General features: G+C 65.6%; 16 protein-coding genes and 1 pseudogene. 7 read left to right on the forward strand and 10 right to left on the reverse strand.

Annotation, left to right across the window (positions count from 1 at the left end; translation table 11 throughout):
* Positions 1–130 (forward strand): annotated as a pseudogene (locus FEZ61_RS24300) (IS110 family transposase); the annotation flags it as partial.
* Positions 131–445: 315 nt separating this feature from the next.
* On the opposite strand, the gene FEZ61_RS00005 reads toward FEZ61_RS24300, so the two are convergent.
* From FEZ61_RS00005 to FEZ61_RS00015, 3 genes are all read right to left on the reverse strand, one after another.
* On the reverse strand, positions 446–2,359 hold the full coding sequence (locus FEZ61_RS00005; RefSeq protein ID WP_173146660.1) for a methyl-accepting chemotaxis protein: 1,914 nt from the start codon (positions 2,357–2,359) through the stop codon (positions 446–448).
* A gap of 636 nt (positions 2,360–2,995) precedes the next feature.
* Positions 2,996–4,642, reverse strand: coding sequence for an acetolactate synthase large subunit (locus FEZ61_RS00010; protein WP_017638980.1), 1,647 nt, complete (start codon positions 4,640–4,642; stop codon positions 2,996–2,998).
* A gap of 152 nt (positions 4,643–4,794) precedes the next feature.
* Complete coding sequence (locus tag FEZ61_RS00015) at positions 4,795–5,943, reverse strand: YbfB/YjiJ family MFS transporter (protein WP_173146662.1); 1,149 nt, start codon at positions 5,941–5,943, stop codon at positions 4,795–4,797.
* Between the two features lie 102 nt (positions 5,944–6,045).
* Between FEZ61_RS00015 and FEZ61_RS00020 the strand changes: the two genes are divergently transcribed.
* Both FEZ61_RS00020 and FEZ61_RS00025 read left to right on the forward strand, forming a co-directional pair.
* Positions 6,046–6,930: a LysR family transcriptional regulator gene (locus FEZ61_RS00020; protein WP_017638978.1), complete on the forward strand. Its 885-nt coding sequence runs from the start codon at positions 6,046–6,048 to the stop codon at positions 6,928–6,930.
* 50 nt (positions 6,931–6,980) lie between these two features.
* A complete protein-coding gene (locus tag FEZ61_RS00025; RefSeq protein WP_173146664.1) occupies positions 6,981–7,901 on the forward strand; it encodes a Gfo/Idh/MocA family oxidoreductase in 921 nt (306 codons plus the stop codon).
* A 240-nt stretch (positions 7,902–8,141) separates the two neighbouring features.
* Here FEZ61_RS00025 and FEZ61_RS00030 read toward each other — a convergent pair whose 3' ends face one another.
* From FEZ61_RS00030 to FEZ61_RS00050, 5 genes are all read right to left on the reverse strand, one after another.
* Positions 8,142–8,750, reverse strand: coding sequence for a LysE family translocator (locus FEZ61_RS00030; protein ID WP_064306706.1), 609 nt, complete (start codon positions 8,748–8,750; stop codon positions 8,142–8,144).
* Between the two features lie 163 nt (positions 8,751–8,913).
* Positions 8,914–9,750, reverse strand: a complete 837-nt coding sequence (locus tag FEZ61_RS00035; RefSeq protein ID WP_173146666.1) for an AraC family transcriptional regulator — start codon at positions 9,748–9,750, stop codon at positions 8,914–8,916.
* Positions 9,751–10,048: 298 nt separating this feature from the next.
* Positions 10,049–11,137: a tRNA (uridine(54)-C5)-methyltransferase TrmA gene (gene trmA, locus FEZ61_RS00040; RefSeq protein ID WP_173146668.1), complete on the reverse strand. Its 1,089-nt coding sequence runs from the start codon at positions 11,135–11,137 to the stop codon at positions 10,049–10,051.
* 60 nt (positions 11,138–11,197) lie between these two features.
* Positions 11,198–12,493, reverse strand: a complete 1,296-nt coding sequence (locus FEZ61_RS00045; RefSeq protein ID WP_064306703.1) for an NCS2 family permease — start codon at positions 12,491–12,493, stop codon at positions 11,198–11,200.
* Positions 12,494–12,615: 122 nt separating this feature from the next.
* Complete coding sequence (locus FEZ61_RS00050) at positions 12,616–14,007, reverse strand: MFS transporter (RefSeq protein WP_064306702.1); 1,392 nt, start codon at positions 14,005–14,007, stop codon at positions 12,616–12,618.
* A 325-nt stretch (positions 14,008–14,332) separates the two neighbouring features.
* On the opposite strand from FEZ61_RS00050, the gene FEZ61_RS00055 reads away from it, so the two are divergent.
* The 3 genes from FEZ61_RS00055 to FEZ61_RS00065 all read left to right on the forward strand — a co-directional run bounded on the left by FEZ61_RS00055 (position 14,333) and on the right by FEZ61_RS00065 (position 16,744).
* Positions 14,333–14,737, forward strand: coding sequence for an RcnB family protein (locus FEZ61_RS00055; protein ID WP_017638971.1), 405 nt, complete (start codon positions 14,333–14,335; stop codon positions 14,735–14,737).
* A gap of 88 nt (positions 14,738–14,825) precedes the next feature.
* Positions 14,826–15,128 carry a putative quinol monooxygenase gene (locus FEZ61_RS00060; protein ID WP_064306701.1) on the forward strand — a complete coding sequence of 101 codons (303 nt, stop codon included), beginning with the start codon at positions 14,826–14,828 and terminating at the stop codon, positions 15,126–15,128.
* 62 nt (positions 15,129–15,190) lie between these two features.
* On the forward strand, positions 15,191–16,744 hold the full coding sequence (locus tag FEZ61_RS00065; RefSeq protein WP_173146670.1) for an alkaline phosphatase D family protein: 1,554 nt from the start codon (positions 15,191–15,193) through the stop codon (positions 16,742–16,744).
* Positions 16,745–16,748: 4 nt separating this feature from the next.
* Here the strand turns inward: FEZ61_RS00065 and FEZ61_RS00070 are convergent, their stop codons facing one another.
* Together FEZ61_RS00070 and FEZ61_RS00075 are read right to left on the reverse strand one after the other, a co-directional pair.
* Positions 16,749–18,101, reverse strand: coding sequence for a GntP family permease (locus tag FEZ61_RS00070; protein WP_017638968.1), 1,353 nt, complete (start codon positions 18,099–18,101; stop codon positions 16,749–16,751).
* A 203-nt stretch (positions 18,102–18,304) separates the two neighbouring features.
* Positions 18,305–18,838, reverse strand: coding sequence for a gluconokinase (locus FEZ61_RS00075; protein WP_064306699.1), 534 nt, complete (start codon positions 18,836–18,838; stop codon positions 18,305–18,307).
* A gap of 186 nt (positions 18,839–19,024) precedes the next feature.
* On the opposite strand from FEZ61_RS00075, the gene FEZ61_RS00080 reads away from it, so the two are divergent.
* A complete protein-coding gene (locus FEZ61_RS00080) occupies positions 19,025–20,041 on the forward strand; it encodes a LacI family DNA-binding transcriptional regulator (RefSeq protein WP_173146672.1) in 1,017 nt (338 codons plus the stop codon).
* Positions 20,042–20,356: the final 315 nt, after the last annotated feature.

Genomic DNA, 20,356 nt, shown 5'->3' on the forward strand with positions numbered 1-20,356 from the left:
GTATGAACGACTACTGGCACGCGGCAAAGCCCGAATGAGCGCCTTGGGCGCTGCCATGCGCAAACTGCTGCAGATCGCCTATGGCGTGCTCAAGACGCAGCGACCTTATCAACCACGACAGGCCCTTTAGAGGACCTGTTGTGATTGATGGGAGAGATGGTATCTACCTCGTGCCAGTGTGGAAAAGGCTGCGCCGTTTTCCACGCAACACCAGGCATGACAGGTGCTTTCCACTCCCTCGGGTAGAGCCAGCCGTAGGTTGGGCTGAGACGGCTTCACCGTCGAAGCCCAACGGCCCAGCCTTCACCTGACTGACGTTGGGCTTCGCTGTGCTCAGCCCAACCTACCTTTTGTGCCGCGTTTTCCTTCCTCCTGGAAGTCCATCCCAGGCGCTCCCTCTCCCTTGGGGAGAGGACCGGGTGAGGGGAAGGAGCGCCCGCCAGGATCACACCTTGAAGCGTGTCGTCATCTCCTGCAGGCGCACACCGATACGGGCGAGCTCCATGCTCGACGAGGCCGTCTCCTCGCTGGCGGCGGCGGTCTGGTCGGAGATGTCGCGGACGTTGGTGACGTTGCGGCTGATCTCTTCGCCGGCCGAACTCTGCTGCTCGGCCGCGCAGGCGATCTGTTCGTTCATCGACTCGATGTCTTTCACCGACTGGGTGATGCGCTTGAGCATCTCGCCCGCCTCGCGGGACAGACCGACGCTGCTGTCGGTCAACTGCACGTTATGGTCGAGCACCGTCGCCATGCGGTCGGTGCTCTGGTGCAGACCGGTGATGAGCTGGGCGATCTCGTCCGTCGAGGAGCGGGTACGCTGGGCCAGGCCGCGGACCTCGTCGGCGACCACGGCAAAGCCACGTCCCGCCTCGCCGGCACGGGCGGCTTCGATGGCGGCATTGAGCGCCAGCAGGTTGGTCTGCTCGGCCACCGCCTTGATCACGTCGAGTACGCCGCCAATGCTGTCGGCGTGGCCACGGAGGGTGGCCATGGCCGCCTTGGTCGACGCCATTTCCCGGGCCAGCAGCTCGATCTGGTCGATTGCCTTGCTGACCGATAGATCGCCTTGCTGGGCCTGGCGACTGGCGTCCAGCGCGGACTTGGCCGCTTCGCCAGCGTTGCGCGCCACCTCGTGGGTGGTGGCGGTCATTTCCTGCATGGCGGTGGCGATCTGGTCGGTCTCGACCTTTTGCGACTGCACGCCAGCGCTGGTCTGCTCGGTGACCGCCGACAACTGCTCGGCAGCGCTGGCTACCTGGACGACACCGTCACGCACCTCGCCAATGAGACGCCGCAGGTTGCCGGTCATGCGCTGCATGCTGGTCTGCAGGGCGCCCAGTTCATCCTTGCGGGTGACCTGCTGCTGATGGGTGAAGTCGCCGCTGGCGACCATTTCGGCCAGCGCCACGGTGTCCTGCAAGGGTTTGACGATGGAACGGGTGATCAGCCAGGCACAGGCCAGGCCCAGGGCGATGGCGATTGCCAGCCAGATCAACAGCAACTGGCGGGCATTGGCCACGTCGGCCGCGCGGAATTCCTGCTGGATGGCGGTGAGCTTGTCGGCGATGGAGAGCAGGGTGGTGATGGTGGTGGTGATGCCGCCCTGAGCCTGGTCCACCTGCGCCTGCGCTGCCACCAGTTGTTCGAGGCGCTGCCCGTAACCGGAGATTTCACCGAGCAACTTCTGCACGGTCTCGGCCGGCAGAGCCGTGGCGCCGAGCGCCTTGGCCTGGGAGAACGCGGCGTTGACGGAGTCGCGCACCTTCTGTTCGCTATCCTTGTTCGGTGCGGTGGCATAGCCACGGAAATCCACTCGCATCCGCTGCACGCTGATGAAGAGCGCTGCCAGCTGCTGGCGATCGGCGGGGCGACCGGTCTCGCCGTTCGCCGCTTCAGCCAGGGTGAGCAGATGGGTGTTGGCGGCCTCGGCCGCGGCGCTGGCGACCTTGCGGATGGCTTCCCGCTCGCGGGTGGCGGCGATCGTCTGATCGTAGAAGTCGCGATAACGCTTGAGGGTGTTGTCCGCCTCATCGAGCAGGGTCTGATTAATCGGAGATTTGAAATGCGGAGCGATGCCGTGCAACTGGGCTTCGGTCTTTTCCAGGGCGGCGAGCCACTTGGCCGCCTGGGCATCATCGGCCTTGGTGAAGTACACCAGTCGCTCAATGCGCATGTCACGGGCCACGGTGCTGTAACCGGCGATGTCGTTCATGCGTTCGCTGCGATCGCGCAAGGTATCGGTGGCCGACCAGCCGGTGTAGGCCACCAGCAGGATCATGCCGATGAGCAGAGCGAAGCCGAGGGCCAGCTTGGCCCTGACGGTGAGATTGCTTAATACATTCCAGCCATTTTGCTGCATTTGGACTACCTGGATAGCGGAGCTCTGGATGACGCCGGCCACGGGGCCAGCGTCTTCTTGAGGGTTACGGCAGCCTCTGTTTCGTCAGCTACCGGCAGGGCCGGTGGGCGCGAAGGGCGCTTGGCATCTTGTGCGAGTAACCACGGGTATTCCCCTAGGCGCCTTGGGCAAGACCTGACCTCGCCCTGCCGCCTGCAGGCGCGGACGGGCAATCAGACGATTGCGGTCCCGCGCCGAGGAAAGCAGCGGATGAGGGGGTACAGCCACGACGGTGCTTAAGGTCTCCTTAATAGAGGCGCGATTGCTGGAAGGTTTAAAGCCAAGCGATAGGCTGCACAATTACCGGGATATGCGGCCTGTTCTGGTGGAGATCTCACATCGTATCTTTTTGATTTTATTGATAAAACTTGCTGAATAGTTTGACTAAATACAAGGAAAAGTCGTCCTTTTTCACAGGTAAGGCGTGCTGAAAGCCTGATAAGACGCCTCCCTTCATGGCAATTACCAAGACGCTTGCCCATGGCGACGACCTGGGTGGGCTGGCGCGGCGAGGCGTTCGGGACGCCGTCGTGGGCCCAAGCAAAAACGCCCCGACCTCATGGCCGGGGCGTTCCCTTACCTGACTGACCTACTCGATCAGACCGCCGCGCTGCGCTCCTTGATGTCCTGGTGCAGGATGCGGTCGTTCTCGGAGTAGTCCACCGGGCAGTCGATGACGTGGACGCCAGGGGTGTCCAGGCAGTGCTGCACCAGCGGGGCGAAGGCCGCCGCGCTTTCCACGCGATGGCCCTGGGCGCCGTAGCTTTCGGCGTAGCGGACGAAGTCCGGGTTGCCGTAGTCCAGGCCGAAGTCCTCGAAGCCCATCTGCGCCTGCTTCCAGCGGATCATGCCGTAGCCATCGTCGCGCAGGATGATGACCACCAGGTTCATCTTCAGGCGCACCGCGGTTTCCAGCTCCTGGCTGTTCATCATGAAGCCGCCGTCGCCGCACACCGCCACGATAGGCGTGTTGGGATGGACCAGGCGTGCGGCCATGGCCGACGGCAGGCCCGCGCCCATGGTGGCCAGGGCGTTGTCCAGCAGCACCGTGTTGGGCATGTAGGCCTTGTAGTTGCGGGCAAACCAGATCTTGTAGATGCCGTTGTCCAGGGCGACGATGCCGTCGGACGGCAGCACGTTGCGCAGATCGGCCACCAGGCGCTGGGGGTAGACCGGGAAGCGGTCATCGGTGGCGCCTTCGGCGACGTGGGCCTCGTTGGCTTCGCGGATGGTCAGCAGGCGGTCGAAGTCCCAGGTGGGCTGGACCTCGATGCGCTCCTTGATCTCCCAGATGGCGTTGGCGATGTCGCCGACCACCTCGACCTGGGGGAAGTACACCGGATCGACTTCGGCGGAGCGGAAGTTGATGTGGATGACCTCGGTGCCGCCGCGGGTCATGAAGAACGGCGGCTTCTCGATCACATCGTGGCCGATGTTGACGATGAGGTCGGCGGACTCCAGGGCGCGGTGCACGAAGTCACCGGCGGAGAGGGCGGCGTTGCCCAGGAAGCGCGGATGGCGCTCGTCGACCACGCCCTTGCCCAGCTGGGTGGTGACGAAGGGGATGCCGGTCTTCTCGATTAGCTGACGCAGCACCCGCGCGGTCATCTTGCGGTTGGCGCCGGCGCCCAATACCAGCACCGGGCTGCGGGCGTTTTCCAGTTTGGAGACGGCGGCGGCGATGGCCTTGGCCTCGGCGACCGGACGACGACTCAGGCTCGGCGGTACCGGCAGGCTTTCGGTGTGCTCGTCGGCGATGTCTTCCGGCAGTTCCAGGTGCACGGAGCCGGGCTTTTCTTCCTCGGCGAGACGGAAGGCCTCGCGGATGCGCGACGGGATGTTGTCGGCGGAGGCGAACTGGTGGGTGTACTTGGTGAGCGGCGCCATCATGCGGCACACGTCGAGAATCTGGAAACGACCCTGCTTGGATTTCTTGATCGGCTTCTGGCCGGTCAGCATCAGCATCGGCATGCCGCCCAGGTAGGCATAGGCGCCGGCGGTGACCAGGTTGGTGGCGCCTGGACCGAGGGTGGAAAGGCAGACACCGGTCTTGCCGGTGAAGCGGCCGTAGGTGGCGGCCATGAAGCCGGCGGACTGCTCGTGGCGAGTCAGGATCAGCTTGATCTGCGAGGAGCGACGCAGGGATTCCAGCAGGTCCAGGTTCTCTTCGCCGGGAATGCCGAAGATGTATTCCACACCCTCGTTTTCCAAGCAGCGAACGACCAGATCGGAGGCCTTCATCATGAGTGTTGTGTTCCTTGTAGGGTGGGTGGCGAGCGCCTGAAGCGCCTCCTCTATGAGGCGCGGCGGTCACTGTACTCAGGAACGGCGAAACATTTCAAAACAAGGAACCACCCAGTTTTACTTCTGTGACGAATGGCCGCAGCGGAAACGATTCAGGCGAGGCAGCGTTGTAGCGATGCCTTGGCGCGGCGCAGGTGCAGCCCGGCGAACAGCAGGCCCAGGGCGGCGATCACCAAGGCCGGTTGCAGGTCGCCGGCAAAGTGACTGCTCACCGCGCCGAACAAGGGACCGAGCAACTGGCCGCTGGCGAAGCTGGCGGTCAGTACCCCGGCGTTGCGTTGCGGCGTGGCCGGTGCCAGCTCGCGGCCGTACTGCATCACCAGCTGCATGCAGGCGAGGAAGGGGCCGCCACAGAGCAGCACCCCGAGGAACAGCGCCAGGCTGCCCGGCAGGAGGCAGAGCAGCACACCCGCGGCCTGCAGCCAGAGGGTGGCGATCAGCCAGCGGCGGGTATCGGTGCCCGGGCGACGCAGGCTCACCAGCACCACGCCCAGGGCTGCCGCCAGGCCATAGCCGGGCCAGAAGAGGTCGGCCTGCCACTGGCCGTGGAAGCGGCTGGCGGCCATCTGCGAGAGGAAGGTCGCCGGCAGGATGTAGCCGACGCCCACCAGGCCATAGGCCAGGATCAGGCGGTTGAAGGCCGGCGAGCGCTTGGTCGGCGCCGCGGCGGTGGTAGGCAGCGGGGTGGCGGGACCGCGCCGTGGCAGCAGCGGCAGCAGTGCCAGGGTGGCCATGCTGGCGAGCAGGCCGTAGCTCAGCCACAGCTGATTGGAATCGCCACCCAGGCGATTGCTGACCAGGGCCATCAGGCCGCTGATGAGGATGCCGACCCCGGGACCGGTAAAGACCAGAGCGCCCAGGCGTGGCCGTCCGGCCTCGGCGGCCAGGGGCTGGCTCAGACCGGTCACCATCACCAGCACCCAGGCACTGGCCAGGCCGGTGCCGAAGCGCAACAGCGCCTGGGCGGCCAGGCCATCGACCAGCAGGGAGGCCAGGGTCAGGCCGGCGCAGAGCCAAAGTCCCCCGACCAGGCGCGCATGGGTGCGACGGGCGAAGAGCGCGTCCAGGGCGCCGAGCAGATAGCCCAGGTAGTTGGCCGCAGCCAGCAGACTGGCGCCGGTGAGGTCGATCTGACCCTCGGCGATCAAGTGGGGCAGGGCGGGGGTCAGGGCGAAGCGGCCGATGCCCATGGCGGTGGCCAGGGCCAGCAGGCAGGCCAGCAGGCGGGTGGTGGCGGTCATCGAAAAGGCTCCAATAACAGGTGGATGCTGACAGCCTAGGCCTTGAAGTTAATCAATAAAAACGAATAATAGAGAAATAGATGTTCAGCTAAAGAGAAAGGTATGGAATTCGCCGAATTACGCATCTTCCAGGCGGTGGCTGAAGAGGGCTCGCTGGTACGGGCCGCCGAGCGGCTCAACCGGGTGCCCTCCAATCTCTCCACGCGCCTGCGCCAGCTGGAAGACAAGTTGGGGGTGGAGCTGTTCCTACGCGAACGCCAGCGGCTGCACCTGACCGCCGCCGGCCACCGGCTGCTGGATTACGCCCATCGCCTGTTCGCCCTGGCCGACGAGGCACGCAGCGCGGTGCAGGGCGGGGAGCCGGCTGGCACCTTCGTCCTGGGTTCCATGTTCAGCACCGCAGCCATCCATCTGCCGGGACTGCTGGCGCGCTACCACCAGCGCTATCCCAAGGTGAATCTGCAGGTGCACAGCGGCCCCAGCGGCGAACTGGTGGAAGGCCTGCTGGCCGGTCGCCTGGACGCCGCCCTGGTGGACGGCCCGGCGCCCGATGCGGCGCTGGAGGGCCAGCCCTGGTTCGAGGAACGCCTGGTGCTGATCACCGGGCTGGAACTCGGCCCGGTGCGCTCACCGGCCGACGTGGCCGGGCGTCCGGTGTTCGGCTTTCGCGCCGGTTGCTCCTATAGACGCTACCTGGACACCTGGTACGCCGCCGCCGGGGTGCCCAGCGGCCCGGTGATGGAGATCGAGTCCTACCACAGCATGCTGGCCTGCGTGATCACCGGTGGGGTGGCGCTGATGCCGGAATCCATGCTCGACAGCCTGCCGGGGCGCGAGCGGGTGCAGCGGCACCCGATCCAGGCGCGCTTCGCCCAGGCCACCACCTGGCTGATGTGGCGCAAGGGCCGTGAGGGGGCCAATCTGCGCAGCTGGCTGGAGTTGCGCGAGAGCCTGCAGACCGACCGCGAAGCTGTTGCTTTGGTGTGATGATTGCCCGATCCTAGACGGCGGACTCCTACCGTCTACCGAGGACGATCATGATAAGAATAGCCATCGTCGGTTTGGGCAAGATCGCCCGTGACCAGCACCTGCCGGCGCTCGCCGCCAATCCCGACTACGAGCTGGTCGCCGTGGCCAGCCGCAACGCCCAGCTCGACGGCGTCGCCCACTATCCCAGCCTGAGCGCCCTGCTCGAAGACGGCCCGGCCATCGACGCCGTATCGCTCTGCGCGCCAGCGGCGGTGCGCTACGAACAGGCGCGCGAGGCCCTGGCCGCCGGCAAGCACGTGATGCTGGAGAAGCCGCCGGGCGCGACCCTGAGCGAAGTGGACGCCCTGGCCCGCCAGGCCGAGGCGGCGGGGCTGTCGCTGTTCGCCACTTGGCATTCGCGCTATGCCCAGGGCGTGCAGCCGGCCCGCCAATGGCTGGAAGGCAAGCGCATCCAGGCGGTGCGCATCGAGTGGAAGGAAGACGTGCGCGTCTGGCATCCGGGTCAGGCCTGGATCTGGGAACCGGGCGGCATGGGTGTCTTCGATCCGGGCATCAATGCCCTGTCCATCGTCACCGCCCTCCTGCCGCGGCCGTTCTTTCTCAAGGAGGCGACGCTGCAGGTTCCCGGCAACTGCCAGACCCCGGTGGCCGCGCAACTGGCCTTCGTCGACAGCGCCGGCGTGCCCATCGCCGCCGACCTCGACTTCCTGCAGACCGGCCCCCAGACCTGGGACATCCACGTCGACACCGATGGCGGTCGCCTGACCCTGAGCAAGGGCGGCAGCGAGCTGTACCTGGACGGCCAGCTGACCCACCAGGGCCCCGACCGGGAATACGCCGGCCTCTATGCCCGCTTCGCCGAGCTGGTCGCCCAGAACCGCTCCGACGTGGACGTGGCCCCGCTGCGCCACGTGGCCGACGCCTTTCTCTATGGCCGGCGCGAGACGGTGGCGGAGTTTCACGAGTAGGGCCTCCCTCACCCCGGCCCTCTCCCCGAGGGAGAGGGGGCGTCATGGTGGGCTCTTGTAGGTTGGGCTGAGCAAAGCGAAGCCCAACAGGTGGCTTGGCTGTTGGGCTTCGACGATGGAGCCGTCTCAGCCCAACCTACGGCTCGGTCTCCTATCCCAAGGGAGAAGGGGCGTCATGGTGGGCTCTTGTAGGTTGGGCTGAGCGCAGCGAAGCCCAACAGGGCTACGCCTCGCATCCCCTCATAGGCTCGTCCACAACAAACGGATGGCCATGCTGAAAAAGGCGCAGGCGAAACCGATACTCAGGCCTTGCGCCAGGCGCGGGCTGGCAACCAGGCGCGTCCTCATCTGCGCTGCAAGCAGGCCGTACAGGGTGAATACCACCCACGTCATGCCCATGAACACCCCTGACAGAAGCAGCGCCTGGGTGAGCGGCGCGGCAGATTGCCGGTCCAGGAATTGCGGCAGATAGGCAAGAAAGAACAGGGTCAGCTTGGGATTGAACAGGTTCAGCAGGACGGCTTGCCGGATGATCTTTCGATCCCCGTTGGGATAGGTGGCGCCCGTGCTCCAGGCGCTGGCATTGCGGATCTGCCGATAGGCCAGGTAGAGCAGATAGGCCACTCCCAGATAGCGCAGGCCCTCCAGCACTAGCGGCCGGGCTTGCAGCAGCGCTGTCAGGCCACAAAGGGTCAGCAGCAGGTGAGGCAGGATTCCGAGGGTACAACCTGCGGCGGCCAACAGCGCGGCGCGGCGTCCATAGGTAGTGCCGACCGCTATCGTCAGCAGGGCGCCTGTCCCTGGCGACGCGACCACGATGAAGGTAGTCAGCAAGAAGTCGAGTGTCATGACTGTTGACTCGCCCCGGAAAACGCCTGGCCTATCACGGCTACCCAGGCACCAAGGTCGATGTCTGTAGCTTTCTGGCGCGAGGCCGGGAAGTAATCTTTGAGTGCGTGCACGGCTGATACCTGTCAGGGAAACAGGGTCTTAGCCTGGCCGGCGTTGGCATTCAGCGTCTTGAACGAAATTGCAGGCTGACTGATACCTTGGCGTAGGCACCGGGCGGGTAACCGTAGGTACGCTTGAACAGTCGAGTGAGATGGCTCTGATCGGCGAAGCCCGAAGCCGCAGCGCTTTCGACCAACGACATGCCCCCCAAGATCAGCCGGCGTGCCTGCTGCAGCCGGCGTTGAGTGAGATAGGCGTGGGGGGTAAGTCCTGTTGCTCGGGTGAAGGCGCGGAGCAACTGATAGCGGCTCAGCTCGGCAGTCTCAGCCAACTGGGCGAGGGTAGGTGCTTTCAGCGGAGCTTCATCGAGCTGCTCTCGTGCCCGGACAATACCGGCTGGAATGGCACAGCTTTCCAGTAGTCGAGGCTGGAGCAAACCACTTAGCAACAGGATGAGGCTTTGTTCCCATGCCAAGGGGCTGGCCTCGCTGTCCGGGCTCACCGTAGCGATGAAGGCGTTGGCGAAGCCCTGTGACAGGCGTCTATCGGCAATATGCGGTTGGCTGAATTCCACCTGGCGGGCGTGCCCGAGAACATCCTGTCCCACGTCGGCGACCAGGCTGGGATGCAGATAGAGCATGCGCCAGGCGCGGCCGGTTTCATCAAAGGGCGTCCCGTCGTGTACCTCGCCGGGATTCACCGTAATGACATCTCCTGGACCGGCCTCGACCAGCCCTCGACCGCTCAGGGATTTCTGCGCGCCCCGGTGGATCAGGCCGATACCGAAGTCGTCATGGGTATGACGGGCAAAGGTGCAGGACGTATCGGCCACCATCGCCTCAATGCCTGGCTGCTTGCAGGGCAGCGGTCGCACGAAAGAGGATTTGCTGGGCGCCATGATCGATCCTGACTGATCGGAAGGCTCAGCATGCGTTTTTTAGCGCTGATTGTCGCCACGTTGAGCCTTTGAAACTGCCCTCTCCCAGAGAGAGGGGCGTCAAGGCGGGGCTCGTGTAGGTTGGGCTGCGCAAAGCGAAGCCTAACAGGGCTTGGCTGTTGGGCTTCGACGGTGGAGCCGTCTCAGCCCAACCTACGGCTCAGTAGCCTCCCTCACCCCCAGCCCTCTTCCCGAGGGAGAGGGGCGCTCAGCCCCGGCGTAGGGTGGAAAACGGCGCAGCCTTTTCCACGCGGGCGTATCAACGTCGCTCTAGCAGCACCCCACTTTCCATATGGTGCGTCCAGGGGAACTGGTCGAACAGGGCGCAGCGGGTGATGCGGTGGGTGTCCTGCAGCTGGGCGATATTCTCGGCCAGGGTTTCGGGATTGCAGGAGATATAGAGGATGCGTTCGAAGCGGCGGGTCAGTTCGCAGGTGTCCGGGTCCATGCCGGCGCGGGGCGGGTCGACGAAGACGGTGCCGAAGTCGTAGCTCTTGAGCTCCACGCCAGCCAGGCGGCGGAAGGGGCGGACCTCGTTGAGCGCCTGGGTCAGTTCCTCGGCGGAGAGGCGCACCAGGGTGACGTTGTCCACGCCATTGCTGGCCAGGTTGTGCAGGGCGGCGTTGACCGAGGTCTTGCTCACCTCGGTGGCCAGCACCTTACGCACCCGACTGGCCAGCGGCAGGGTGAAATTGCCGTTGCCGCAATAGAGCTCCAGCAGATCGTCGTCACGCGCGCCCAGGGCGGTATGGGCCCAGGCGAGCATCTTGCCGTTGACCGTGCCATTGGGCTGGGTGAAGCCGCCCTCGGGTTGCAGATAGCGGTAGGTTTTCCCGGCCACCTCCAGTTCTTCGAGCACATGGTCGCGACCGATCACCAGGCGCTGGCCGCGGGAACGACCGATCAGGCTGACGCCGAGGTCGGCGGCCAGGCGCTCGGCGGCGGCTTGCCAGGCGGCGTCCAATGGCCGGTGGTAGGCCAGGGTGATCAGCGCATCGCCGGCCAGGGTGGTGAGGAATTCCACCTGGAACAGCTTGAACGACAGCGCCACGTCCGCCTGCCAGCCGGCCTTGAGGCGCGGCATCAGGTCATTGATGCGCTGGCTGGCGATGGGGAAGTCTTCGATGAGGATCGGCGTGTGCTTGTCGCCCGGGGCGAACATGGCGTAGTGGCGTTCCTCGTTCTCCCGCCACAGGCGGAATTCGGCGCGCAGCCGGTAGTGCTGCAGCGGCGAGGCGAAGACCTCCGGCTCGGGAGCCTGGAAGGGCGCCAGCAGTTCGCGCAAGCGGTTGGCCTTGGCGTCGAGTTGAGCCTGGTAGTCGGCAGGAGCGAAGGAAGGTTGGGACATGGTAGATCCGGGGCAGGGTGAGGCGGGGAGACCTCGGGGCCGGAGCCCCGAGGAGAGGGGTCAGGCGTTGAACCAGCCCAGCTTGATGACGAACAGGATCGACAGCACGATCAGTGCCGAATTCAGCTCGCGGGTGCGGCCGGACAGCAGCTTGATGACGGTCCAGGCGATGAAGCCGAAGGCGATGCCGTTGGCGATGGAATAGGTCAGCGGCATGGCCAGGGCAGTGACCAGCACCGGGGCGGCGGTGGTCAGGTCGTCCCACTCGATCTCGGCCAGCCCCGAGGTCATCAGCACGGCGATGAAGAACAGCGCCGGGGCGGTGGCGAAGGCCGGCACGCTGCCGGCCAGGGGGGCGAAGAACAGCGCCAGCAGGAACAGCACCGCGACCACCACGGCGGTGAGGCCGGTACGCCCCCCCGCGGAAACCCCCGCGGCGGATTCGATGTAGCTGGTGGTGGTGGAGGTGCCCAGCAGCGAGCCGAACATGGCGGCGGAGCTGTCGGCGATCAGGGCGCGGCCCATCTTCGGCAGGTGGCCATCCTTGCCCATCAGGCCGGCGCGCTTGGCGACGCCGATCAGGGTGCCGGAGTTGTCGAACAGGTCGACGAACAGGAAGGCGAAGATGACGCTGATCAGGCCGACGTCCAGGGCGCCCCGGATGTCCAGCTGGAGGAAGGTCGGTGCCAGCGACGGCGGCATGGACACCAGACCGCCGAAGGCACTGACGCCCAAGGCGATGGCGATCACGGTGACCACCAGGATACCGATCAGCACCGCGCCGGTGACCTTGCGCGCTTCGAGCGCGACGATCAGGAAGAAGCCGAGGATGGCCAGCAGCGGACCGGGTTTGGACAGGTCGCCCAGGCCCACCAGGGTCGCCGGATTACCCACCACGATGCCGGCGGTCTGCAGGGCGATCAGCGCCAGGAACAGGCCGATGCCGGCGGCGATGCCCGAGCGCAGCGGGAGCGGGATGCTGTTGATGATCCATTCGCGGATGCGGAAGATCGACAGCAGGAAGAACATCAGCGCCGAGAGGAACACCGCGCCCAGCGCCACCTGCCAGGTATGGCCCAGATGCAGGACCACGGTGTAGGTGAAGAAGGCGTTTAGGCCCATGCCCGGGGCGAGGGCGATGGGGTAGTTGGCGATCAGTCCCATGAGTGCCGAGCCGATGGCGGCGGCCAGGCAGGTGGCGACGAAGATCGCGCCCTTGTCCATGCCGGTGGCGCCGAGGATGCTCGGGTTGACGAACAGGATGTAGGCCATGGCCAGAAAGGTGGTGACCCCAGCCAGCAGTTCGGTGCGGACAGAGGTGTTGTGGGCCTTGAGTTGGAAGAGTCTTTCCAGCATGGGATGCCTCGTGCGCGCCGGTCTGATCGGAAAAAGGCGCGCATCATAACAGGTCGGTAAACACGGGTAAGACGCTAGGACCTACCCCCCAATCGGCATCGCGTCGAGCACTGTCCGGTTGGTCAACTTCCAGAGGTATGGCCGCTGACCGAATCGCCGGCATTGCGGGCCAGGCGGAAGGCATCCAGGGTGCTCAGGATGCCGAGCACGGCCACGATGCAAAAGGCTAGCCGAAAGTCTGCCAATTGCGGGTCGAAATGGCCGTGCCACTCCATCGAGGCGCGTAGCAACAGGGCGGCGATGGCCACGCCCAGGCCCATGGCCAGCTGGAAATTAGTGCTGAAGAGGGTGGAGGCATGCCCCAGGCGGTCCTTGGGGATGTCGGCGAAGGCCAGGGCATTGCTGGCGGTGAATTGCAGTGAGCGGAACACCCCGCTGCAGAACAGCAAGAGCAAGATCAGCGGTAGCGGCCAGCCGGGGGTGAGCAGGCCGCAGGCCAGCAGGCTGAGAGCGCTGAGCAGGCCATTGACGATCAGGATGGTGCGCAGACCGAAGCGGCGCATGGTGGCGGTGGTAAAGGGCTTGGCCGCGAGATTGCCGGCGAATAGGGCCAACAGGAGCAGGCCGGCCTGGAAGGCGTCCAGGCCGAAGGCCAGCTGGAACATCAGCGGCAGCAGGAAGGGCGCGGTGGCGATGGTGATGCGGAACAGCCCGCCGCCGAGGATGGCCGCGCGGTAGGTGGGGATGCGCAGTGTGCCAAAATCGATCAGCGGTCGTTCGATACGGGCCATGTGACGCACCGCCTTGGTGCCGAGGATCAGCCCTATGCCCATCCAGGCCAGGTTGCTACCCAGGCTGCCCTGATTCTGGCCGAGGCGCTCCACGCCCCACATGAAGGCCACACAGGCCCCGCCCAGCAGCAGGAAACCGCGCCAGTCCAGCGGATGCCGCTGAGTGGGGATGTCGGCCGGCACCAGGCGCCAGGCCAGCACCAGGGCGATCAAGCCCAATGGCAGGTTGAGGTAGAAGATCCAGCGCCAGTCGGCATAGGTAGTGATCAGGCCACCCAGGGGCGGACCGAGCACGGGCGCCACCAGGCCGGGCCAGGTAATGAGGGCGATGGCCCGCACCAGTTCGTGCTTCTCCGTCACCTGCAGCACCACCAGGCGGCCCACGGGGACCATGAGGGCGCCGCCGAGCCCCTGAAGGATGCGCGCGGCGATGAAGTGTTCCAGGGACTGGGCTATCCCGCACAGCAGCGAGGCCAGGGTGAAGACGCCGATGGCCAGGGTAAAGACCGGTCGCGGACCGAAGCGCTCGGCGATCCAGCCGCTCACCGGGATACCCACGGCGATGGCCAGCAGATAGGCGCTGATGCCCAGGTTGAGGTCCACCGGATCACGGCCGAAGGACAGGGCCATCTGCGGCAGGGCCGTGGCGATCACGGTGGCGTCCAGGTTTTCCATGAAGAAGGTGAAGCTCACCAGGCCGGCGAGAATCTTCCAGCGTTCCATGAGTGCGCGCGTCCGGAAAAGAGGTGGGCTACTCTGCCTGAGGTGCTGCAAGGCTCGCCAGCCCTGGCTTACCGATAAAGGTCGAGGAATCGCCGGCACCTGCCAGCCAGACTGCCAGCGTCGAGATGAGACGGTTTCGCCAGCTGTAGTCGCCACCAGGGATTCGTTGCATGAAGGATGTGAACGATAGCCAAGGGTGGGGGCTGATCCTGCAGGACCGATCGGGACGAACGCTGGTAAGGCCAACGGTGCGTCCGCAGGTAGTCGTGGAGCTTTTCCGCTGAGCGCGGGGTCAAAACCTCGAACGCAGAGGAGAAACACCCCCATGATCAAGCAATCGCTGCTCTCCCTGGCTCTGGGTACCGTCGTCCTGGCAGGTGCCCTGCAGGTCCAGGCCGCGCCCGAGTCCATGACGCCGACCAAGCCGGCCGCCGACAAGGCGGCTTCGGAGCCCACCAACGCGCAGTACCAGAACAAGGTCAACAAGAAGGATGCCAATCAGAGCGACGAGGCTGTTACCCACGACCCTGATCATCCTACCTTTGAACTCGAAGAGGGTGGCCGGGCGCCACGCAAGTACATCCGCGATGAGTACGTGATCAAGGACTGGAAGAAGCACGGACTGGAACAGCCGGGCGAAGACAGCCAATGGGTGAAGATCGGTTCCGACTACGTGCTGATCAAGCGCAGCAACGCGGTGATCGACAAGATCGTCAAAGCCAAGCAGTAAGCCATCGTGGCCGGGGCCGGGTGATCGGCCCCGTAGTGTTTGGGGTGTCCAGGCGGCATGCTGAAACACCCTTTTCGGAGTCTCCCGCATGACCAGTGAAATCCGCATCGTCGCCATTCTGCAGGCCAAGCCTGGCCAAGCTGCGGCCGTCGAAAACGCGATGCGCGCCATCGTCGCGCCTTCCCGCGCTGAACCCGCCTGCCACTTCTATACCCCGCATCGCGATCCGAGCCATGAGGGGCGCTATGTCTTCATCGAGCGTTGGGCCAGTCGCGAAGCCCTCGCCGAGCACGAAGAAACCGCGCACTTCAAACAGCTGCTGAGCGATCTCGACGGTCTGCTCAGCGAGGCGCCGCAGGTCATGATCCTGGAAGAATTGCCGCTGGCCTGAGTTCGGCGACATCCTGTTGTCACCTGCCTGAGCCACCCTGGCCTCTTTTCGCGGAGGCCTGGATGAACACCTCGAGACGTCAAGCGCTGGGCCTGCTCGGCCTGGGTCTGAGCGCGCCCTGGTTCGCCGGTTGCAGCGCTCGCGAACCGCAAGCCGATCCTTTCACCCTGGGCGTTGCCAGTGGCGATCCTGCCGTCGATGGCTTCGTCATCTGGACACGGCTGGCACCTGATCCCTTGGCCGCAGATGGCCTGGGCGGTCTGCGCAGCCCGGTCGAGGTGCAGTGGGAGGTCGCCTTGGATCCGGGGCTGCGCCAGGTGGTGCAGCGCGGCATGGCCCAGGCGCGGCCTCAGGCGGCTTTCAGCCTGGTGATCACCCTGGTCGATCTGCGCCCGGGGCGCCCCTACTGGTATCGCTTCACCGCCCTGGGGCATCGGAGTCGGATCGGCCAGGCCACCACCTTGCCGCCTTCGGCCAGTGCGCCGCAGCGTCTCAAGCTGGTGGCCGCCTCCTGTTCCCACTATGAGAAAGGCTTCTTCAGTGCCTACCGGCATATGGCCGACGAGCAGCCGGATCTGGCGCTCTTCCTGGGCGACTACCTCTATGAGGGCAACGTACCCCTGCACCTGCCGACGGTACGCCGACACGGCCTGCCGGAGGCACGGGACCTCGCCAGCTACCGGCGGCGCCACGCCCTGTACCGCACCGATCCCGATCTGCAATACCTGCACGCCAAGGTCACCAGTGTCATCACCTGGGACGATCACGAGGTGCAGAACGACTATTCCGGTCCCTGGTCGGCGGATCCTCAGGTCAGCCTGGCCGCCTTCGCCGCGCGACGGCAGGCGGCCTACCAGGCCTTTCGCGAGCACGTACCCCTGCGTAGCTGGCGCACCCAGGGCACAGCGCTGCGCCTCTATGACCGGTGGCGCTTTGGCGACCTGGCCGAGATCCATCTGCTCGATGGTCGCCAGTACCGCAGCGAGCCGGCCTGCGCCACGGCCAGGACCCGCGGTGGCCAGCTGGTCGCCCCGGATTGCCCGGGTCTGCGCGACGCCGCGCGCAGCATGCTCGGGCAGGCGCAGGAGCGCTGGCTGCTGGATGGCTTTCGCCATAATGCCACCCGCTGGAATCTGATCGCCCAGGATCTCCTGCTGGCACCCCTGCGGCAGCGCCTGCCGGATGGCGATCCGGCGCGCTGGACCGATGGCTGGGACGGCTATCCGGCGACTCGCGAGCGGCTGCTCGCGGCCATGGCCGACAGCCGCCTGGCCAATCCGGTAACCCTGGGCGGCGATATCCATTCGTTCTGGGTGACGGATCTGCACCGCGATCCGGAAGACGAGCGGAGTCCGGTGGTGGCGAGCGAATTCGTCGGCACGTCCATCACCTCGGACGGCCCGGACTACCGACGTTTCCAGGCGTTGTTGCCGGAGAATCCCCAAGTGCGCTTCTTCGACAGTCGGCAGCGCGGCTATCTGGCCCTGGAACTGACGCGGGAACGACTGCAGGTGGACCTGCGCACCATCAGTGACCGAACCCGTCCGGATGCCGAGCGCAGCAACCGGGCGAGTTTCGTGGTGGAGGGAGGACGGCCAGGGGCCGTCCCTATCTAACGGCTCAGACGAACAGCGACAGCAGCATGATGAAGGCCAGGGCCACCACCGAGAGGATGGTTTCCATCATCGACCAGGTCTTGAAGGTCTCGGCCACGGTCATGTTGAAGTATTGCTTTACCAACCAGAAGCCAGCGTCGTTGACGTGGGAGAGGATCACCGAACCGGCGCCGGCGGCCAGCACCAGCAGTTCCTTGTTCACGCCGGGCACCAGCGCCACCACGGGGGCGACGATGCCGGCACCGGTGATGGTCGCCACGGTGGCGGAACCGGTGGCCACGCGGATCACCGCCGCCACCAGCCAGGTCAGCAGGATCGGCGAGATCTGCGTCTGCACCGCCAGGTTGCCGATCACCTCACCGACGCCGCTGGCCACCAGCATCTGCTTGAAGCCACCGCCGGCGCCGACGATCAGCACGATGGCCGCCACCGGGGCCAGACTCTGGTCGAGCAGCTTGACGATCTTCTCGCGGGAGAAGCCGCAGGCGGTGCCGAAGCTGTAGAAGCTCAGCAGCAGGGCGGCGAGGAGGGCGGTGATGGGGTGGCCGATGAAGTCCATCCAGATGCGGAAGTGGTTGTCGGCGGCGAAGAAGATGTCGGCGAAGGCCTTGAGCAGCATCAGGATCACCGGCAGCAGCACGGTGAACACGGTGATGCCGAAGCCCGGCAGGTTGCGGTTGTCGGTCTCCTGGGCGATCTGGGCGACCAGCTCGGCGTTGGCCGAACCGGGGATGCGCTTGGAGATCCAGGCACCGAAGATGGGACCGGCGATCATGGCGGTGGGCAGGCCGACCAGCAGGCCATAGAAGATGGTCTTGCCGATGTCGGCACCGAACACCCCGACCGCCAGCAGCGGACCCGGGTGCGGCGGCACCAGGCCGTGCACGGCGGACAGGCCGGCCAGCAGTGGGATGCCCAGCTTGACCAGCGACAGCCCGGTACGGCGGGCGACGATGAACACCAGAGGCGCCAGCAGCACGAAGCCGATCTCGAAGAACAGTGGAATGCCCACCAGGAAGGCGGCGAACATCATCGCCCAGTGCACGCGCTTGATGCCGAAGGCGCGGATCAGCGTCTGGGCGATCTGGTCGGCACCTCCGGAATCGGCCATCAGCTTGCCGAGCATGGTGCCCAGGCCCAGCAGGATGCCGACGAAGCCGAGCACGCCGCCGAAGCCGTCCTGGAAGGATTTCATGACCTTTTCCACCGGCATTCCGGAGGTCAGGCCGAGAAAGCCCGAGGCGATGGTCAAGGCGATGAAGGGATGGACCTTGAACTTGGTGATCAGCAGCACCAGGCCGATGATGGTGACCAGGGCGTCGAGCAGAAGGAAGCTGTTGTGGTCCATGCCGAACATGGTGCCTCTCCTATTGTTGTTGTGGGCGTTGTAAGAGCCTATTCAAAGTCTGCTGCGCGTCGGCCAAACTGCGTTGAAAAGGGCTTCGGAATGCTCATTTACCCTTCGTAAACTCCGCTTCCTCAGCCCTTTTCGTCTTGTTTGTCTCTAGCTCGCGAGACTTTGAACAGACCCTAAGGGTTGGAATGGGTAGCGCTGTCTAGTCAGGCCGGTTGGGCCAGGCGCGCCGAGGTGGTCCACCAGGCCGACACCTGGGTGCCGATGGCGGCCAGCGGATCGCGGGCGTCCACTACCAGCGTAGCCGGTTCACCGTGGGGTGCTTCCAGGGCGGCGAACTGGCTGTCGATCAGGCTGGCGGGCATGAAGTGCCCTGGACGATTGGCGACGCGCTGGGCCGCGGTCTCGCGGGTCAGTTCGAGAAAGACGAAACCGAGACCGGGCACGGCCTGGCGCAGCTGGTCGCGATAGCGGCGCTTGAGCGCGGAACAGGTGAGTACGGGACGTTCGCCCGCGGCCACGGCAGCGGCCAGTTCCTCACCCAGGCGAGTCAGCCAGCCGGCGCGATCTTCATCGTTGAGGGGAATGCCGGCGCTCATCTTGGTGATGTTGGCGGCGGGGTGGAAGGCGTCGCCTTCGATCAGGCGGCCACCGTCCTGCTCGGCAATGGCCGCGCCGACGCTGCTCTTGCCGCAGCCTGCGACGCCCATGACCACGAGCGCGGGAATGGGAGTGTTCATCGTCACCTCCGGTCTGGAGACAGCGCTACCCCGAAAAATGAAAAAGGGAGCGGCTTCCAGTTCTTGTCGATCTTGTTAGGCCGAATGCCGACGTGTTCCTGAAGGACACGCCAGGCTTGTAGTGTCTGGTGAGACAGCGCTACCTTAGGCGCGTTCTCCGTCCTTGACAAGCCTGAAACCATAACAATGAATCGAACGGGTTCTCGTAGTTCCGGTCGGCCCACCCTCACCGAGGTGGCGCTGCAGGCCGGTGTTTCCCCCATCACGGCCTCGCGGGCCTTGCGTGGTGTCGCCAGCGTGGCGCCCGAGCTGGTCACCCGCGTGCAGGAAGCCGCCGCGCGTCTCGGCTATGTCACCAATCCGGCCGCCCGCGCCCTGGCCTCGGCCCAGGGGCACTCGGTGGTGGTGCTGGTCCCCTCGCTGTCCAACCATCTGTTCATCGAGCCGCTGGAGGCCATCCACGAGGTCCTGCGCCCCCGTGGCCTGGAAGTGCTGATCGGCAACTACCACTACGATCCCCAGGAAGAGGAGAAGCTGATCCGCAACTACCTGGCCTATCAGCCCCGGGGCCTGTTGCTGACCGGCTTCGACCGTACCGACGCCGCCCGTCAGCTTTTGGCGGCCAGTGGGGTACCGCGGGTGCACATGATGGAGCTGGATCCGGCTGGCGGGGCGCCCAGCGTGGGCTTTTCCCAGCATGCCGCCGGCGCTGCCGCGGCGTGCCATCTGCTGGCGGCGGGGCGCAAGCGGCTGGGTTATGTCGCCGCCCAGCTCGACCCGCGGGCGCTGGCCCGGGGCGAAGGGTTTCGCCAGGTGCTGCGCGAGGCGGGTTGCTACGATCCGAGTCTGGATGTGCTGGATTCGCAGCCGTCGTCCGTGGGCCTGGGCGCCCAGCAGTTTCGCGAGCTGCTGGCCCGCCGGCCGGATGTCGACGGCCTGTTCTTCTGCAACGACGACCTGGCCCAGGGCGCGCTGTTCGAGGCCCAGCGGCTGGGAATCGCCATCCCGGAGCGGGTCTCGGTGCTGGGCTTCAACGACCTGCCCGGCTCGGCGCACACGGTGCCCCGGCTGACCTCCATCCAGACCCCGCGCGCCGCGGTGGGGCGCCAGGCGGCGACTCTCCTGCTGGGCCTGCTCGACGGTCGCAGCCAACCGACCTGCGTGGACCTGGGGTTCGAGTTGGTGAGCCGGGAGAGTGTATAGGGTCAGCGTCGAGGGCTACTAGCGGGGCTTCGATCCGGCAACGTTGGGCTTCGCTACGCTCAGCGCCAACCTACGGTGCCCGTGCCCGCCACGCGACGTAGGTTGGGTTGAGACAGCTCCATCGTCGAAGCCCAACAGGGGTCCGGCGATGTTGGGCTTCGCTACGCTCAGCACCAACCTACGGTGCCCGCGTAGGTTGGGTTGAGACGGCTCCATCGTCGAAGCCCAACGGCAGAGTCTCGATCTGGCCATGTTGGGCTTCGCTACGCTCAGCGCCAACCTACGGGGCCGAGCCACTCACGCTCCTACCGCTTC

Source organism: Pseudomonas sp. MS15a(2019), from assembly GCF_013277805.1.
Taxonomy (GTDB): Bacteria; Pseudomonadota; Gammaproteobacteria; order Pseudomonadales; family Pseudomonadaceae; genus Chryseomonas; species Chryseomonas benzopyrenica.

Excerpts from the sequence above, each read along its gene's own strand:
- FEZ61_RS00005 (WP_173146660.1), bottom strand. The coding sequence starts at position 2,359 with ATGCAGCAAAATGGCTGGAATGTATTAAGCAATCTCACCGTCAGGGCC.
- FEZ61_RS00010 (WP_017638980.1), bottom strand. The coding sequence starts at position 4,642 with ATGATGAAGGCCTCCGATCTGGTCGTTCGCTGCTTGGAAAACGAGGGT.
- FEZ61_RS00015 (WP_173146662.1), bottom strand. The coding sequence starts at position 5,943 with ATGACCGCCACCACCCGCCTGCTGGCCTGCCTGCTGGCCCTGGCCACC.
- FEZ61_RS00020 (WP_017638978.1), top strand. The coding sequence starts at position 6,046 with ATGGAATTCGCCGAATTACGCATCTTCCAGGCGGTGGCTGAAGAGGGC.
- FEZ61_RS00025 (WP_173146664.1), top strand. The coding sequence starts at position 6,981 with ATGATAAGAATAGCCATCGTCGGTTTGGGCAAGATCGCCCGTGACCAG.
- FEZ61_RS00030 (WP_064306706.1), bottom strand. The coding sequence starts at position 8,750 with ATGACACTCGACTTCTTGCTGACTACCTTCATCGTGGTCGCGTCGCCA.
- FEZ61_RS00035 (WP_173146666.1), bottom strand. The coding sequence starts at position 9,750 with ATGGCGCCCAGCAAATCCTCTTTCGTGCGACCGCTGCCCTGCAAGCAG.
- trmA (WP_173146668.1), bottom strand. The coding sequence starts at position 11,137 with ATGTCCCAACCTTCCTTCGCTCCTGCCGACTACCAGGCTCAACTCGAC.
- FEZ61_RS00045 (WP_064306703.1), bottom strand. The coding sequence starts at position 12,493 with ATGCTGGAAAGACTCTTCCAACTCAAGGCCCACAACACCTCTGTCCGC.
- FEZ61_RS00050 (WP_064306702.1), bottom strand. The coding sequence starts at position 14,007 with ATGGAACGCTGGAAGATTCTCGCCGGCCTGGTGAGCTTCACCTTCTTC.
- FEZ61_RS00055 (WP_017638971.1), top strand. The coding sequence starts at position 14,333 with ATGATCAAGCAATCGCTGCTCTCCCTGGCTCTGGGTACCGTCGTCCTG.
- FEZ61_RS00060 (WP_064306701.1), top strand. The coding sequence starts at position 14,826 with ATGACCAGTGAAATCCGCATCGTCGCCATTCTGCAGGCCAAGCCTGGC.
- FEZ61_RS00065 (WP_173146670.1), top strand. The coding sequence starts at position 15,191 with ATGAACACCTCGAGACGTCAAGCGCTGGGCCTGCTCGGCCTGGGTCTG.
- FEZ61_RS00070 (WP_017638968.1), bottom strand. The coding sequence starts at position 18,101 with ATGTTCGGCATGGACCACAACAGCTTCCTTCTGCTCGACGCCCTGGTC.
- FEZ61_RS00075 (WP_064306699.1), bottom strand. The coding sequence starts at position 18,838 with ATGAACACTCCCATTCCCGCGCTCGTGGTCATGGGCGTCGCAGGCTGC.
- FEZ61_RS00080 (WP_173146672.1), top strand. The coding sequence starts at position 19,025 with ATGAATCGAACGGGTTCTCGTAGTTCCGGTCGGCCCACCCTCACCGAG.